The sequence below is a fragment of the Bifidobacterium sp. WCA-178-WT-4B genome, assembly GCF_009696495.1.
Taxonomy (GTDB): Bacteria; Actinomycetota; Actinomycetes; order Actinomycetales; family Bifidobacteriaceae; genus Bifidobacterium; species Bifidobacterium infantis.
On the sequence record NZ_VULV01000019.1, the window covers coordinates 24,890 to 39,915 of the forward strand.

General features: G+C 60.7%; 13 protein-coding genes and 1 tRNA gene. 10 read left to right on the forward strand and 4 right to left on the reverse strand.

Going from position 1 to position 15,026, the window contains the following annotated elements; all coding sequences use genetic code 11:
* Positions 1-139: 139 nt before the first annotated feature.
* Complete coding sequence (locus FYJ31_RS11710) at positions 140-613, reverse strand: prepilin peptidase (RefSeq protein ID WP_012577914.1); 474 nt, start codon at positions 611-613, stop codon at positions 140-142.
* Between the two features lie 63 nt (positions 614-676).
* Between FYJ31_RS11710 and aroC the strand changes: the two genes are divergently transcribed.
* The 10 genes from aroC (at position 677) to FYJ31_RS11760 (ending at position 12,423) form a co-directional block, all read left to right on the forward strand.
* Positions 677-1,864, forward strand: a complete 1,188-nt coding sequence (aroC, locus tag FYJ31_RS11715; RefSeq protein WP_023658228.1) for a chorismate synthase — start codon at positions 677-679, stop codon at positions 1,862-1,864.
* Between the two features lie 82 nt (positions 1,865-1,946).
* On the forward strand, positions 1,947-3,569 hold the full coding sequence (locus FYJ31_RS11720) for a bifunctional shikimate kinase/3-dehydroquinate synthase (RefSeq protein WP_154536747.1): 1,623 nt from the start codon (positions 1,947-1,949) through the stop codon (positions 3,567-3,569).
* Positions 3,570-3,732: 163 nt separating this feature from the next.
* Entirely contained in the window at positions 3,733-4,179 is a 447-nt protein-coding gene (gene aroQ, locus FYJ31_RS11725) for a type II 3-dehydroquinate dehydratase (RefSeq protein WP_012577911.1), read from the forward strand.
* A 228-nt stretch (positions 4,180-4,407) separates the two neighbouring features.
* A complete protein-coding gene (locus tag FYJ31_RS11730) occupies positions 4,408-6,069 on the forward strand; it encodes a CTP synthase (protein WP_014484975.1) in 1,662 nt (553 codons plus the stop codon).
* A 228-nt stretch (positions 6,070-6,297) separates the two neighbouring features.
* The gene (sufB, locus tag FYJ31_RS11735; protein ID WP_012577909.1) at positions 6,298-7,797 is read left to right on the forward strand and encodes a Fe-S cluster assembly protein SufB; all 1,500 of its coding nucleotides are present in this window, start codon (positions 6,298-6,300) and stop codon (positions 7,795-7,797) included.
* A gap of 5 nt (positions 7,798-7,802) precedes the next feature.
* Complete coding sequence (gene sufD, locus FYJ31_RS11740) at positions 7,803-9,038, forward strand: Fe-S cluster assembly protein SufD (RefSeq protein WP_154536748.1); 1,236 nt, start codon at positions 7,803-7,805, stop codon at positions 9,036-9,038.
* 25 nt (positions 9,039-9,063) lie between these two features.
* Positions 9,064-9,843, forward strand: coding sequence for a Fe-S cluster assembly ATPase SufC (gene sufC, locus FYJ31_RS11745; RefSeq protein WP_012577907.1), 780 nt, complete (start codon positions 9,064-9,066; stop codon positions 9,841-9,843).
* Between the two features lie 139 nt (positions 9,844-9,982).
* Positions 9,983-11,257, forward strand: a complete 1,275-nt coding sequence (locus tag FYJ31_RS11750) for a cysteine desulfurase (protein ID WP_154536749.1) — start codon at positions 9,983-9,985, stop codon at positions 11,255-11,257.
* Between the two features lie 11 nt (positions 11,258-11,268).
* Positions 11,269-11,823, forward strand: coding sequence for a Fe-S cluster assembly sulfur transfer protein SufU (gene sufU / locus FYJ31_RS11755; protein WP_195839504.1), 555 nt, complete (start codon positions 11,269-11,271; stop codon positions 11,821-11,823).
* Positions 11,824-11,829: 6 nt separating this feature from the next.
* Complete coding sequence (locus FYJ31_RS11760; RefSeq protein WP_154536751.1) at positions 11,830-12,423, forward strand: metal-sulfur cluster assembly factor; 594 nt, start codon at positions 11,830-11,832, stop codon at positions 12,421-12,423.
* Positions 12,424-12,512: 89 nt separating this feature from the next.
* Here FYJ31_RS11760 and glgC read toward each other — a convergent pair whose 3' ends face one another.
* From glgC to FYJ31_RS11775, 3 genes are all read right to left on the reverse strand, one after another.
* Positions 12,513-13,757 (reverse strand): glucose-1-phosphate adenylyltransferase, encoded by a 1,245-nt coding sequence (gene glgC, locus FYJ31_RS11765; protein ID WP_032683911.1) that lies wholly within the window; start codon positions 13,755-13,757, stop codon positions 12,513-12,515.
* A gap of 201 nt (positions 13,758-13,958) precedes the next feature.
* Entirely contained in the window at positions 13,959-14,837 is an 879-nt protein-coding gene (locus FYJ31_RS11770; protein WP_154536752.1) for a TrmH family RNA methyltransferase, read from the reverse strand.
* Positions 14,838-14,897: 60 nt separating this feature from the next.
* Positions 14,898-14,985: transfer RNA gene (locus FYJ31_RS11775), tRNA-Leu, on the reverse strand.
* Positions 14,986-15,026: the final 41 nt, after the last annotated feature.

Genomic DNA, 15,026 nt, shown 5'->3' on the forward strand with positions numbered 1-15,026 from the left:
GGAAGCTGATCGGACATTAGTCTCTTCATTGGCTCCCTCGCCGAGGGGAGCTGTCCGCAAAGCGGACTGAGGGGAGCACTGCGGGGAATGTAACGCTCGACTTAAGCCCGGGGCTCCCGCAAGCGGATGGAGGAGAAATCTAGGACAACACCCCAACCACCACCGCCACAATCGCGCCCGCCAATATCACCGGCACATACGGCACCTTGCCCGCATGTGCCGGTGATGTGCGTTGTGGGTCGAATCGCGTCCACAAGGCAATCCATGTGATGCCGGCAACGCCCATCGCCAGCCACCAGACCACCACAGGCAACAGGCCAAACAGTCCGACAGACAATCCCATAGGTATCAAGGCGGTCACATCGCCGAATCCCAATGACCGCGGCACCAGCAACGCCAACGCGAACTGGATCAGGCAACATAGCACGGTGAACAACAGTGCCTGCAACAGCACGAACAGGTCGTTCGCCACCACTCCATACGCGAAATCGGCGGCCAACTGGATTAACGCGCCCACGGCCACCCATGCGATCGGCACCCGCCGATGACGAACATCCTCAATGGACAGTGTAAGCCCACATAGCAGACCGGGTAGCGTGAACAGGTATGGCATGGCTTAACATTAACCCCTAGTTAGACGTACTCATAGACGTACACACATGAAACGAGGGAAGTTATGCTGCGTTGGCAGACGGCAGGGGAGTCTCACGGAGAAGCATTGGTGGCCATGATTGAAGGGTTGCCGGCCGGCGTGCGCATTAGCACGGACGATATCGTTTCCGCACTGGCACGCCGTCGACTTGGATATGGCCGTGGTGCCCGCATGAAGTTCGAGCAAGACAAGGTCCGTCTGCTGACCGGTGTACGCCACGGCCTGACCCTCGGCTCGCCGGTGGCCATCGAAATCGCCAACACCGAATGGCCGAAGTGGACCGAGGTCATGAGCGCCGATGCACTCGACCATGACCTGCCGCGCGAAGGCCGCAATGCGCCGCTGAGCCGCCCGCGCCCGGGCCACGCCGATCTGACCGGCATGCGCAAGTATGGTTTTGACGACGCCCGCCCGGTACTGGAGCGCTCCAGCGCCCGTGAGACCGCCTCCCGTGTGGCCTTGGGCGAGGTGGCCAAGCAGTTCCTGGATCAGGCGTTCGGCATCCGCACCGTAGCCCACGTGGTGGCGCTCGGTGGCGTGCAGACCAACCCTGATTTGCCGTTGCCCACACCTGACGATCTGGAAGCGTTGGATGCCTCTCCCGTGCGTACGTTGGATAAAGAGGCTGAGGTCCGTATCATCGAACGCATCAATGAAGCCAAGAAGGCCGCCGATACGTTGGGCGGCGTGATTGAAGTGCTGGCTTACGGTGTGCCTGCCGGCATCGGCACGTATGTGGAGTCCGACCGCCGACTGGACGCGGCTCTGGCCTCCGCGATTATGGGCATTCAGGCGTTCAAGGGTGTGGAGATCGGCGACGGCTTCCTGGAAGCCTCCCGCCCCGGTTCGCAGGCGCACGATGAGATCGTGGTCAACGCCGACGGCCGCATCGACCGTCTGTCCAACCGCGCAGGCGGCATTGAAGGCGGTATGTCCAATGGCCAGGTGATTCGCGTACGCGGTGCCATGAAGCCGATTCCGTCCATCCCCAAGGCCCTGCGTACGGTCGACGTGCTGACCGGCGAATCCGCACAAGCCATCAACCAGCGTTCCGACAGCACCGCCGTGCCTGCGGCATCCGTGGTGGCCGAGGCCATGGTGCGTCTGACTTTGGCGAAGTACGCGCTGGATAAGTTCGGTGGAGACAGTGTTGCCGAAACACGGCGCAACCTTGAGTCGTATCTCGCCTCGTGGCCGGAGCACATGCGCTGAACGAAGGGCGTATGGTTTCGTGATGACTGCCGCGGAACCATCAGCAACTGTACCCACTAATCGTCGAGAGGATTCGTAGATTATGACCGCACGCCCCCGCGCCGTCATCATCGGCATGATGGGAGCCGGCAAAACACGTGTCGGTAAGGAAGTGGCGCATATGTTGCGTCTGCCGTTCGCCGATGCCGATGTGGAGATCGAACGTGAAGTGGGCATGAAGATTCCCTCCTACTTCGAGGAATACGGTGAGCCGGCATTCCGCGAGGTCGAGGCCGATCTCATCGCCGATATGCTTGAGGATTTCGACGGTATCTTTTCGCTGGGCGGTGGCGCTCCCATGACGTCCTCCACCCAGCATGCCCTCGCCTCCTACATCGACCATGGCGGTCGTGTGGTCTACCTTGATGCCGATCCGGCGGAAGCCATGGAACGCGCGAACCGTGGGGGAGGCCGGCCCATGCTCAATGGCAACGCCAACTCCCGTTGGAAAAAACTGTTCAAGCAGCGTGACCCGGTATTCCGCGAGGTCGCCAACGTTCATGTCCATACCCGGGGGCTTACGCCTCAGGGCGCAGCGAAGAAAGTGATTGATATGGTATCTGAGCGAGCAGTGCATGTTACCGGATCGGCAATTGAGCCGTATGATGTGGTCATTGGCGAAGGTGCCATGAACCATCTGGCCGACGTGCTGGGACCCAAGCCCGCCAAGATCGCGCTTATCCATACCCAGCCGGTGCAGCGACACTCCGATCGTGCCCGCGCCCTGTTGCGTCAGGGCGGCTATGAGGTTTCCGACATCGTGATTCCGGATGCCGAACCCGGCAAGACCATTACCGTGGCCAACGGCATTTGGGAACGCCTTGGCAACGAAGGTTTCACCCGATCCGATGCCGTGGTGGGGCTTGGCGGCGGTGCCGCAACCGATTTGGCCGGTTTCGTGGCTGCCACGTGGATGCGCGGCGTGCGCTATGTAAACTGCCCGACCTCGCTGCTGGCCATGGTCGATGCCTCCACCGGTGGCAAAACCGGCATCAACACCCCGCAGGGCAAGAACCTCGTCGGCTCGTTCTACACGCCTGCCGGTGTGCTGGCCGACACCAAGACGCTGGCTACGCTGCCCAATGACATCTTCATTGAGGGTCTCGGCGAAGTCGCCAAATCCGGTTTCATCCGCGACCCCGAAATCCTGCATATCCTCGAAGACCACGCAGCTGAACTGCGCGCTTTCGACGGCTCTACATTCCTTGGCTCGCCGCTCGAAGACGTGGTTGCCGAGCTCATTGAGCGCACGGTAAAGGTCAAGGTCTACCACGTCTCCTCCGATTTGAAGGAGAAGGGTCTTCGTGAATTCCTCAACTACGGGCACACGATGGGCCATGCCATCGAAAAGCTCGAGCACTTCCGCTGGAGGCATGGCAATGCGGTGGCCGTCGGTATGGTGTATGCCGCCGAGCTGGCCCATCTGATTGGTTACATCGATCAGGATCTGGTTGACTATCACCGCTCGTTGCTCGCTTCGCTGGGTCTGCCGACGTCGTGGCATGGCGGCTCGTTCGACGACGTGCTCGCATTGATGCATCGCGACAAGAAAGCCCGTGGCAACGAACTGCGTTTCGTGGTCCTTGACGAGATTGGTCACGTCGTACACCTCGACAACCCGCCCGCCGACGCCGTAGAAGAAGCCTTCCATCGTATCCAGCAATAATTGAACGGCCACAGGCCGTGCCGTTCGCCATCCCCTCAGAAAAAAGTACTTGGCTCCCCTCTAACGGAGGTGCCCCGGAGTCGGATCTACCTTCTTCCTCCCTCTGATGAGGGAGGTGCCCCGAAGAGGCGGAGGGAGAGAAGCACAAACAAAAGGAGTCCCGATGACCAAAGTCATCGTTGTCAATGGCCCTAACCTCGGACGTCTCGGCGTCCGCCAGCCCGACGTCTACGGTCGTCAAGACCTCGACACCCTGCGCAAGCTCTGCGCCGAATGGGGCAAGGACCTCGGCCTCGAAGTCGAGGTGCGTCAGACCGACGACGAAGCCGAAATGGTGCGCTGGATGCACCAAGCCGCCGACGAGAAAACCCCGGTGGTCATGAACCCCGCCGCCTTCACGCACTATTCGTATGCTCTCGCCGACGCCGCGCACATGGTCATTGATGAGAACCTGCCACTTATGGAAGTCCATATTTCCAACCCGTCCGCCCGCGACGAGTTCCGCAAGCGTTCCGTAATCAGCCCTGTGGCCACCGGCACCATCACCGGCATGGGTTTCTACGGCTACAAGCTCGCGCTCGATGCTGTGGCGCACTTGCTGAGCGAATAGAACCAAGCCCTCCAGCCAATCCCGGGTATCAGTCGACGTTGAGCCCGGGATTCCTGTTCCGACGAATCGGACCAGAATCCTCGTCCTGGTGCGCCCTATGGACCTGAAGTGCGCCGTGTATTCGACCATATGCTGGCCAAGGCAGGACGAGACGGGCCGCCTACGCGCGACTACACCGGCCACGTCATGAACACGCCGGGTCATACACGGATGATAGAGTGAAATTCCATGGTTAGAAGAACACATGGTAATTCTCAAGAACACGTCACCAAGCATATTTTCGTCACTGGCGGCGTTGTCTCCTCTCTCGGCAAGGGCCTGACCGCATCTTCGCTCGGTCGTTTGCTGCGCAGCCGCGGTATCCATGTTCTGCAGCAAAAGCTCGATCCGTACATCAACGTCGACCCGGGCACCATGAACCCGTTCCAGCATGGTGAGGTCTACGTGACCGAAGACGGTGCCGAAACCGATCTCGACATCGGCCACTACGAGCGTTTCCTCGACGTCTTCCTGAGTCAGAAGGCCAACGTCACCACCGGTCAGATCTATCAGGAAGTGCTGCGCAAGGAGCGCGCCGGCGAATACCTCGGCCAGTGCGTGCAGGTCATCCCGCACATCACCAACGAAATCAAGTCTCGTATGCGCGCCCAGGCTTCCGATGACGTGGATGTGATCATCACCGAGATCGGTGGTACTGTCGGCGACATCGAGTCCCAGCCCTTCCTTGAGGCCGCCCGCGAAGTGCGTCGCGATCTCGGCCCGGACAACTGCATGTTCGTGCACGTTTCGCTGGTGCCGTACATTTCCGCCGCCCACGAGCTCAAGACCAAGCCCACCCAGCACTCCGTGATGATGCTGCGTCAGCTCGGCATCTCCCCGGACGCCCTCGTGCTGCGTTCCGACCGCCCGCTCAACCAGTCCATCAAAGACAAGATCTCCCTGATGTGCGACGTCGATGCCGAAGGCGTGGTCAACTGCGTGGATGCGCCGAGCATCTACGATGTGCCGAAGATTCTGTTCGAAGAGGGCCTTGATGCTTACGTGGTGCGTGAGCTCGGCCTGCCGTTCCACGATGTCGATTGGGATGAATGGGCAGACCTGCTTGAGCGCGTCCACCACCCCAAGCATGAAGTCAACATCGCCATCGTCGGCAAGTACATCGATCTGCCGGACGCCTACCTGTCTGTCACCGAGGCCATCAAGGCCGGAGGCTTTGCCAACTGGGCCAAGGTCAACGTCAAGTGGGTTGCGGCCGACCGTTGCGAAACCACCGAAGGTGCGGCCGCCGCTCTCGACAACGTCGACGGCATCGTGATCCCCGGCGGCTTTGGCATCCGCGGCATCGATGGCAAGATCGGCGCCCTGAAGTTCGCCCGTGAAACCAAGCTGCCCGCCCTTGGCCTGTGCCTGGGCCTGCAGTCCATGGTCATCGAATACTCCCGCCACGTGCTGGGCATTGAAGACGCGAACTCTTCCGAGTTCGAGCCCGATTGCGCCAACCCGGTGATCGCCACCATGGAAGAGCAGAAGGACATCGTGGCCGGCAAGGGCGACATGGGCCACACCATGCGTCTTGGATCCTACCCGGCTGAGCTGGAGGAAGGCTCGCTGGTCGCCGAACTGTACGGCACCACGCATGTCACCGAGCGTCACCGCCACCGTTACGAAGTCAACGTGGCGTACAAGGATCGTCTGCGCGAAGGCGGCCTGCGCATCTCTGGCCAGAGCCCGGATGGCGAGCTCACCGAGTTCGTGGAACTGCCGCAGGACGTGCACCCGTTCTATGTGGCCACCCAGGCTCACCCGGAGTTCAAGTCCCGCCCGACCAAGCCGCATCCGCTGTTCGCCGGTCTGGTCAAGGCGGCGCTCGGCCATCAGGCGGCCCGCTGACCGTGGATCCCGCGCGGTCGGTCCGCGCACGATGAAGGCGTGACGGCACGGCATCTCAGGATGCTTCGCCGCCACGCCTTCGCCGTTTGGCGCCATCCGTGATGCCGCATGGCCCGATGGCGCCCGCATGTAATCAAGCCCACAGCCAATATGCGTCAGGGCAGCTAGTGTTTGCACTTGGGTTCTGCTAGGTTTTCATAGGGTTAAGTGTGATACAAGGAAGGCAGGATGGTGACCGAAAACACAGCACCAAACGCCGCCGCTGACGTGGAGATGAGCCAGTATGTGGCTGATCGTACCCGCGTCAACGAGGACAAGATCAAGAAGGATGACGAGATCATCAGCCAGTTCGGCGACTACAACTATGGTTGGCATGATTCTGATGCCGCCGGCGAAGCCGCAAAACGAGGCATTGATGAGAACGTCGTACGCGCGATCAGCGCCGACAAAGGCGAGCCGCAGTGGATGCTCGACATGCGTCTGCGTGGATTCAAGGCGTTCCTCGAAAAGCCCATGCCCGATTGGGGTGTGGATCTCTCCGGCTTCAACGCCGACGACTTCAAGTACTACGTCAAGCCGATCGAGAAGCAGGCGAAGTCGTGGGAGGAGCTGCCGGACGACATCCGCAACACCTACGATCGCCTTGGCATCCCGGAGGCGGAGAAGAACCGCCTCGTCTCCGGCGTGGCTGCCCAGTACGAGTCCGAGGTGATCTACAACTCCATTCGTGAGGACCTGAAGAAGCAGGGTGTGATCTTCGTCGACACGGACACCGCTGTGCGCGAATACCCTGAACTCGTCAAGAAGTACTTCGGCACCGTCGTGCCCCCTGAGGACAACAAGTTCGGCGCCCTCAACACCGCGGCATGGTCCGGCGGCTCGTTCGTATACGTGCCGAAGGGCGTGCACGTGGACATCCCGTTGCAGGCATACTTCCGCATCAACACCCCGGCCATGGGTCAGTTCGAACGTACGCTGATCATCGCGGACGAAGGCTCCTACGTGCACTACGTGGAAGGCTGCACCGCCCCGATCTGGTCCGAGGACTCGCTGCACGCCGCCATCGTCGAGATCATCGTCGAGAAGCACGCCCGCGTGCGCTACACCACCGTGCAGAACTGGTCGAACAACGTCTACAACCTCGTCACCCAGCGTGCCTACGTGCGTGAGGGCGGCACGATGGAGTGGGTGGACGGCAACATCGGTTCCAAGGCCACCATGAAGTACCCGGCCTGCATCCTCGCCGAACCGTACGCCAAGGCATCCACCATGTCCCTCGGCTTCGCCGGCAAGGGCCAGTACCAGGACACGGGCGCGAAGATGATTCACCTCGCCCCGCACACCAGCTCCACCATCGTCGCCAAGTCCATCTCGCGCGGCGGCGGCCGCTCCGCCTACCGCGGTCTGGTCAAAATCGTCAAGGGCGCGTACGGTTCGTCCAACTCGACCGTGTGCGATGCCCTGCTGGTCGACGACTTCTCCCGCTCCGATACCTACCCGCACGTCGACGTTCGCGAAGACGACGTTTCGATGGCCCACGAAGCCACCGTTTCCAAGATCTCCGAAGACCAGCTCTTCTACCTGATGAGCCGAGGACTCACGGAGGAAGAGGCGCGAGGCATGATCGTGCGCGGCTTCGTCGAACCGATCAGCCGCGAGCTGCCGATGGAATACGCGCTTGAACTCAACAGACTTGTGGAACTTCAGATGGAAGGATCGGTGGGCTGATTCCGATGACCGACAACACAACACCCGTCAAGGAAATCAAGATTCCGGTCGCCGACCCCAACGACCCGTACGCGATTCCGGCCGCCATGCCGTCCTCCGTGGACCATGCCGTGCGTTCGTTCAACGCAGGCGACTACCCGGAGCCCAGCCGCAAGCAGGACGAATGGCGCTACACGCCTATCGAGCGCATCAACGAGTTCTTCACCGTGTTCAAGCCTTCCGGCGAAACGCAGATCGAAGTCTCCATGATTGACGGCTCGCCGTTGGCCGAAGGCGTGAAGCTCAGCCAGATCAAGCTCGGTGAGGGCCTGTCCGGCACTGTGTCCAAGCCCAACGACCGCGTCTCCGCAGTCGAATGGGAATCCGGCCACACCGCAACCATTCTGGAACTGTCCGGTGAGATCGCCCAGCCCGTGCTCGTCAAGGTGCACGGCGCGGGGGAGGACCTCGACGCTTTCCATCTGGTGATCGCCGCCGCCGACAAGGCTCATGCGGACGTCGTCGTGGAACACGACGGTGACGCACGACTGGCCGAAGGCGTGGAAATCACCACCGGCAAGGACTCGCACGTCTCCACCACGTTCGTTCAGGAATGGGCCAAAACCGCCAAGCATGTGGCCAACCACCGCATCCACGTCGGCGAAGGCGCATCCCTGCGCCACTCCGTCGTGACCTTGGGCGGCGACATCGTCCGCATCCGCATGGATCAGGACTTCGGCGGCGAACAAGGCGACCTCAACATGCTCGGCATCTACTTCGTGGACCCCGGCGAGCACATCGAACACCGCACGATGGTGGTACACAACCAGCCCGACTGCAAGTCCCGCGTGGTCTACAAGGGCGCGCTTGACGGCAAGGGCGCGCACTCCACTTGGGTGGGCAACGCGCTCATCCAGCCCGCCGCCCCCGGCACCGACTCCTACGAGCTCAACCGCAACCTGGTCCTGACCCCGGGTGCCATCGCCGATTCCGAGCCGAACCTCGAAATCGAAAACGGCAACATCATCGGTGCCGGTCACGCCTCTTCGGTGGGCCGCTTCGACGACGAGGAACTGTTCTACCTCGAATCCCGCGGCATCCCCGAAACCGACGCCCGCAAGCTCGTTGTGCGCGGCTTCTTCGGCGAACTCGTCGAGGAGATCGGCATTCCCGCCATCTCCGAACATCTGATGACCGTGATTGACCGCCGACTGGCCCGTGGCGAAAACGACGCCATGGCACAGGTCCTCGAAGACAAGTAAGAACAGCATTTTTAGGAGCACAACAATGTCAACACTCGAAATCAAGGACCTGCACGTCCACGTCGAAACCAAGGAAGGCATCAAGCCGATCCTGAAGGGTGCCACCCTGACCGTCCACTCCGGCGAAACCCACGCCATCATGGGCCCCAACGGTTCCGGCAAGTCCACTCTCGCCTACACGTTGGCCGGCCACCCCAAGTACGTGGTCGACTCCGGCGAGGCCCTCCTCGACGGCAAGGACATCCTCAAGATGACTCCGGACGAGCGCGCCAAGGCCGGCCTGTTCCTGGCCATGCAATACCCGGTCGAAGTACCGGGCGTGTCCATGACCAACTTCTTGCGCACCGCCAAGACCGAAATCGACGGCGAGGCTCCCGGTATTCGCCAGTGGGCCAAGGACCTGTCCGCAGCCATGAAGCGCCTCAAGATGGACCCGAAGTTCGCCTCCCGTTCCGTGAATGAAGGCTTCTCCGGCGGTGAAAAGAAGCGCGCCGAAGTGCTGCAGCTCGAACTGCTGAAGCCGAAGTTTGCCATCCTTGACGAAACCGACTCCGGCTTGGACGTGGACGCCCTGCGTATCGTGTCCGAAGGCGTGAACCGTGCCAAGGAAGCCAACCAGTTCGGCATCCTCATGGTCACGCACTACACCCGTATCTTGAAGTACATCAAGCCGGACATCGTGCACGTGTTCGCCGACGGCCACTTCGTCAAGACCGGCGGCCCTGAGCTGGCCGACGAACTCGAAGAGAACGGCTACGACCAGTACCTGCCCGAGGGTGCTGATTCCGAGTCCGCGCTGGCCTGAGTCCGTGACCGTGGGAGCGCCTGACATGCCCTATTCTCGACACGCTCCGGGCCGCTCAGGCCAAGTCGTTACGGTCGCGAACAGGCCATGTCCGACTCCCACTCGTTTCGTACAATTGTTACGTAAGTAGGGGAACATAATGGTTGATTTTAAGGAGATTCGGGGCGAGTTCCCGATTCTGAATCAGGAGATTCACGGGCACCCGCTCGTGTACCTGGACTCTGCGGCCACCTCGCAGAAGCCGAATGTGGTGATCGACGCCGAGGCGAACTTCTACCGTACGATCAACGCCGGCGTGCACCGCGGTGCCCACGAGCTGGCGGCCCGTAGTACCATGGCTTTCGAAGAGGCCCGTGCCAAGGTCGCCAAGCTGGTCGGCGCGAATGCAGCGGAAGGCGAAGAAGAGATCGTCGTCACCGGTGGTGCCACGGCCGGACTGAACCTGCTCGCCACCGCATTCGGCAATGCATCGCTGGGTCGTGGGGGAGAAGCCGCCAAGCGTTTTGCCCTGAAGCCGGGCGATGAGATCGTCGTCTCGCGTGCGGAACATCATTCGGTGCTGCTGCCATTCCAGGAGCTGGCCTACCGTACCGGTGCCACCTTCAAGTGGATCGACCTGACCGAGGACGGCCGTGTTCGCACGGACAACCTCGACGAAGTCATCACCGAACGCACCAAGGTCGTGGCCGTCACCCACGTGGGCAACACCACGGGTGCCATCACCAACATCGCCCCTATCATCAAGCGTGCGCATGAAGTAGGTTCGATCTTCATCTTGGACGCGTGCCAGTCCGTACCGCACCTCAAGGTCGATTTCCACGCGCTTGATGTGGACTTCGCCGCCTGGAGCGCGCACAAGATGTACGGTCCTACCGGCGTCGGCTTCCTGTACGGTAAGCGCGAACTGCTCGAAGCCCTGCCGCCGGCCAACTTCGGCGGCTCCATGGTCGAGCTCGCCTACATGGACCACGAGGCCCAATACATGGCCCCTCCGGCCCGTTTCGAGGCCGGCACCCAGCCGGTCGCCCAAGTGGTGGCCGCAGGCGTCGCCGCCGAATGGATGATGAACATCGGTCTTGAGAACATCGAAGCCCATGAGAAGACCATCGCCGCCGAACTGCTGAAGCTCGGCGACATCGATGGCATTCGTATCCTCGGACCGCGCGAAAACGTGGACCGCATCGGCACCGTGGCGTTCGACGTGGCCGGCGTGCACCCGCACGATGTGGGCCAGTTCATCGACGCCCAGGGCATCGCGATTCGCGTGGGGCACCACTGCGCCCAGCCGGTACACCGCCACTTCGGCCTATACGCATCCAACCGTGCCTCCTCCGGTGTCTACAATTCGGTCGAAGACGCCCAAGCATTGGTCGAAGCGGCCAAGGGCATCCGTAAGTTCTTTGGAGTGGAGTAAAACAGAACACCATGAACGAATTTGGTATGAGCGGGGATGACCTCGAACAGATGTACCAAGAGGTCATCCTCGAGGCGTCGAAACATCCGCATGGCAAGGAATCCTTTGCTCCCAACGCAGCGGTCGAACAGTCCGCGGACGCAGCGGCCAATGTCACCGTACAAGCCAGCCACGAATACTGCACGCCCGGTGAATCGCACCAGTTCAACCCGACCTGCGGCGACGAGGCGACCATCCATGTCGAAGTCTCCGATGACGAACCGCACACCATCAAGCGATTGGTATGGGACGGCCACGGCTGCTCCATTTCGCAGGCCAGCCTGTCGGTGATGGTCGATCTGGTGGACGGCAAAACCGTGGACGAGGCCATGGATCTGGAACAGACATTCCACAAGCTGATGGAATCGCGCGGTGCCGGTCTGGACGACGATAACCTGGAAGAAAAGCTCGGCGACGCCGTGGTATTCCAAGGAGTGTCGAAATACCCTATGCGCATCAAATGCGCTCTGCTAGGCTGGGAAGGGCTGAAGGATTCCATCGCCAAAGCCCTCGCTGCAAAGAACTGAGGAAATATGTCCAACGATAATTTGGTTCCCGAACCACAGCCGTCCGTTTTCGATGCCGTCAACGGCGTCCTGCAGGACGAGGAGGCCGCTCGCCGCGTGATGGCCAACCCGGCCTTGGCCAAGGGCTTCCCGAACGGACGCCCGATCGAGCACTCTGCTGCGTCCGGCGATGACACCTGTGCGTGTGGCGGTCACCACGGCAGATGCGGTTGCCGGGATGACGAACAGTCCGATGGCAGCGAGATTCCGATCAAGGCGATTGACGATATCGGCCGCGCCACTGCCGAAGACGTGCGCGAGGCACTGCATCAGGTGATTGACCCGGAGCTTGGCATCGACGTGATCGATTTGGGTCTGGTCTACGGCATTGAGATCGATGAGCTAGGCCGCGCCATTATTACGATGACGCTGACCACGCCGGCCTGCCCGCTGACCGACCTTATCGAGGACGAATGCGCCTCCACACTGGCCGGTCTGGTCGAGGAGTTCCGCATCGACTGGACGTGGGACCCGCGCTGGACCATGGAGCGCATCACACCCGAAGGCCGCGACCAGCTCGCCGCCCTAGGCTTCAACTTCGACAACGTGCCAAAGTACTGATAGCGCTTAGTAAGCTCCCTCTGATGAGGGAGCTCTATACGAGAAAAGCCCCGCATGATACGGGGCTTTTCCATGTCTGGACTGGTCAATCAGTCATCGACGATGGTGTTCTTCGGGACAACCGTGATGCCGTCTGGCGTGACAGTGAAGCCGCGGGCCAGATCGTGCTCGGTATCGATGCCGACAGTGGAGTTTTCGGTGAGCACCACATTCTTGTCAAGAATTGCCTTGTACACGCGGGCACGGCGGTTGATGATCACACCGTCGAACAGCACGGAATCGACAATCTGTGCCCACGAATGGATACGCACATTGGGGGAGAGCACGGAGTGGTGCACTTCACCGCCGGAGACGATCACACCGGGGGAGACGATTGAATCGGTGGCGTGGCCCAGACGGTCGCGGCCCGCGTGCACGAACTTGGCTGGCGGCAGGTTGCCGGACATCGTGTAAATCGGCCAATCCTGGTTGTATAGGTTGAACTCGGGCACATAGGCGATCAGATCCATGTGTGCATCGTAGAACTGCTTAATCGTACCGACGTCGCGCCAGTAAGCGTGATCAGTGGCCGTGGAGCCTGGAATCTCGTTCGAGTTGAAGTCGTAGACGCCGGCCTCGTTGCGAGAAGCGAAGTACGGGGCGATGTCGCCGCCCATGTCGTGCTTGGTGTCGGCAGCCTTCTCATCGAGAGACAGAGCCTCGAACAGGGCCTTGGTGTTGGCAACGTAGTTACCCATGGAAGCCAGAATCTGGTTCGGATTGTCCGGCAGACCGGTGGTGGTGGCCGGCTTCTCTTGGAAGTTCTTGATCATGTTCGGGTGATCGTGATCGACCTCAATCACACCGAACTGGTTCGATTCCTCGATGGGCTGGCGGATACCGGCCACGGTGAACTCAGCACCGGACTCGATGTGTTGCTGAACCATCTGTTCGAAGTCCATGCGGTAGACGTGGTCGGCACCCACAATCACCACGATGTCCGGCTGGACATCCTCGATGATGTTAATGGTCTGGTAGATGGCGTCGGCGGAGCCGAGATACCAATGCTTGCCGAGACGCTGCTGCGCGGGCACAGGGGAGACGTACGAACCAAGCAGCGGGGAGAAACGCCAGACCTGGGAGATGTGGCGGTCAAGCGAGTGAGACTTGTACTGGGTGAGCACCACGACCTGACGGTACCCGGAGTTCACCAGATTGCTCAACGGGAAATCGATCAGACGATACACACCACCGAAGGGAACGGCGGGCTTCGCGCGATCGCGGGTTAACGGCATCAGGCGGGTCCCCTCACCACCTGCAAGCACAATCGACAGAATCTTGGGGTTCTTGGCCATCGTAACTGTCCTCTCTGTTACTGAGCGTCTTTCGACACCGCACTACTGGGCCGGATGCTTCCTTGCATTCGGTTTACATAGTTAATAATTGCAGAAAAAATCGAACATGCAAGGCTTTTGCCACCCGCGTGCCGTGAACTTGCGATGAACAGTTTCGCGGATTTGTTAAGGATTCGGCCTTTTAGGAGCGCGTGCGATTCCTTAGCGTGTCGCGTAGAACGCCACTGCGCTGGATGCCGCCACGTTCAGACTATCCACGCCGTGACCCATCGGAATCTTCACGGTCAAATCGGCGCGGGCAATCGTATGGTGGGACAGGCCGTCGCCCTCGGTGCCGAAGATCAGCGCGAGCTTGTCGATATGCGTCGGATCTTCGTCAGGCGCGTGCAGACGGCGTGTCAGTTCGTCCAACGAAATCGAACGATCCTCCAATGCCATGGCCACGGTGGTGAAGCCCAGCGACTTCAACTCGTCGATGCCCTGGAACGGCCAGTAATGTTTGTTTTCGGTACCGTCGTCGTTGAACCCGGTGATACGGGTCCACGGAATCTGGAATACGGTGCCCATCGACACACGAGCGGCTCGTCGGTACAGCGGATCACCGCAGGAGGGCGTGACCAGCACGGCATCCACATCGAGCGCGGCCGCCGAACGCATCAGTGCGCCCACATTGGTGTGGTCCACGATGTTTTCCATTACTGCCACGCGGCGGGCACTCCTGCAGACCTCGGCTACGGAGGGCAGCGGCCAGCGTCTCATCGCGCATAGGGCGCCGCGATGCAGACAATAGCCGGTCAGTCGCTTGAGCTGCTCAGGTGAGGCCACGTAGACGGGAATGTCCGCGCCCCAGCGCCCGTCGATGAAGTCGAAGGTGTCTTTCATGCCCTCCAGCCAAGGTTCCTCGACCAGCAGTGACAGTGGTTCGCGGTCAGCGGCCAGCGCGCGGTCGATGACTTTGGGGGACTCGGCGATGAACACGCCCTTGGCTGGTTCCAAGCGATTGCGCAACTGCATTTCGGTGAGGCTCACATACGCTTCGACGCGCGGGTCGTCAACGGTGTCCAGCGTGATGAACTGCATTGGTGGCCTTTCGTGTGTGCAGATAACGAAAAACCCCTTGCAATGCAAGGGGTTTATCTGTGCCCGAGACGGGACTTGAACCCGTACGCCCGTATAAAATAGGCACTAGCACCTCAAGCTAGCGCGTCTACCATTCCGCCACCCGGGCAGGTGTCGTTTGGACAACGAGTAAATAGCTTAGCATGAAAT

Coding starts and splice junctions, on each gene's coding strand:
- FYJ31_RS11770 (WP_154536752.1), bottom strand. CDS start 14,837: ATGCAGTTCATCACGCTGGACACCGTTGACGACCCGCGCGTCGAAGCG.
- sufU (WP_195839504.1), top strand. CDS start 11,269: ATGAACGAATTTGGTATGAGCGGGGATGACCTCGAACAGATGTACCAA.
- FYJ31_RS11710 (WP_012577914.1), bottom strand. CDS start 613: ATGCCATACCTGTTCACGCTACCCGGTCTGCTATGTGGGCTTACACTG.
- FYJ31_RS11750 (WP_154536749.1), top strand. CDS start 9,983: ATGGTTGATTTTAAGGAGATTCGGGGCGAGTTCCCGATTCTGAATCAG.
- aroQ (WP_012577911.1), top strand. CDS start 3,733: ATGACCAAAGTCATCGTTGTCAATGGCCCTAACCTCGGACGTCTCGGC.
- aroC (WP_023658228.1), top strand. CDS start 677: ATGCTGCGTTGGCAGACGGCAGGGGAGTCTCACGGAGAAGCATTGGTG.
- sufC (WP_012577907.1), top strand. CDS start 9,064: ATGTCAACACTCGAAATCAAGGACCTGCACGTCCACGTCGAAACCAAG.
- sufB (WP_012577909.1), top strand. CDS start 6,298: ATGGTGACCGAAAACACAGCACCAAACGCCGCCGCTGACGTGGAGATG.
- sufD (WP_154536748.1), top strand. CDS start 7,803: ATGACCGACAACACAACACCCGTCAAGGAAATCAAGATTCCGGTCGCC.
- FYJ31_RS11760 (WP_154536751.1), top strand. CDS start 11,830: ATGTCCAACGATAATTTGGTTCCCGAACCACAGCCGTCCGTTTTCGAT.
- FYJ31_RS11720 (WP_154536747.1), top strand. CDS start 1,947: ATGACCGCACGCCCCCGCGCCGTCATCATCGGCATGATGGGAGCCGGC.
- glgC (WP_032683911.1), bottom strand. CDS start 13,757: ATGGCCAAGAACCCCAAGATTCTGTCGATTGTGCTTGCAGGTGGTGAG.
- FYJ31_RS11730 (WP_014484975.1), top strand. CDS start 4,408: ATGGTTAGAAGAACACATGGTAATTCTCAAGAACACGTCACCAAGCAT.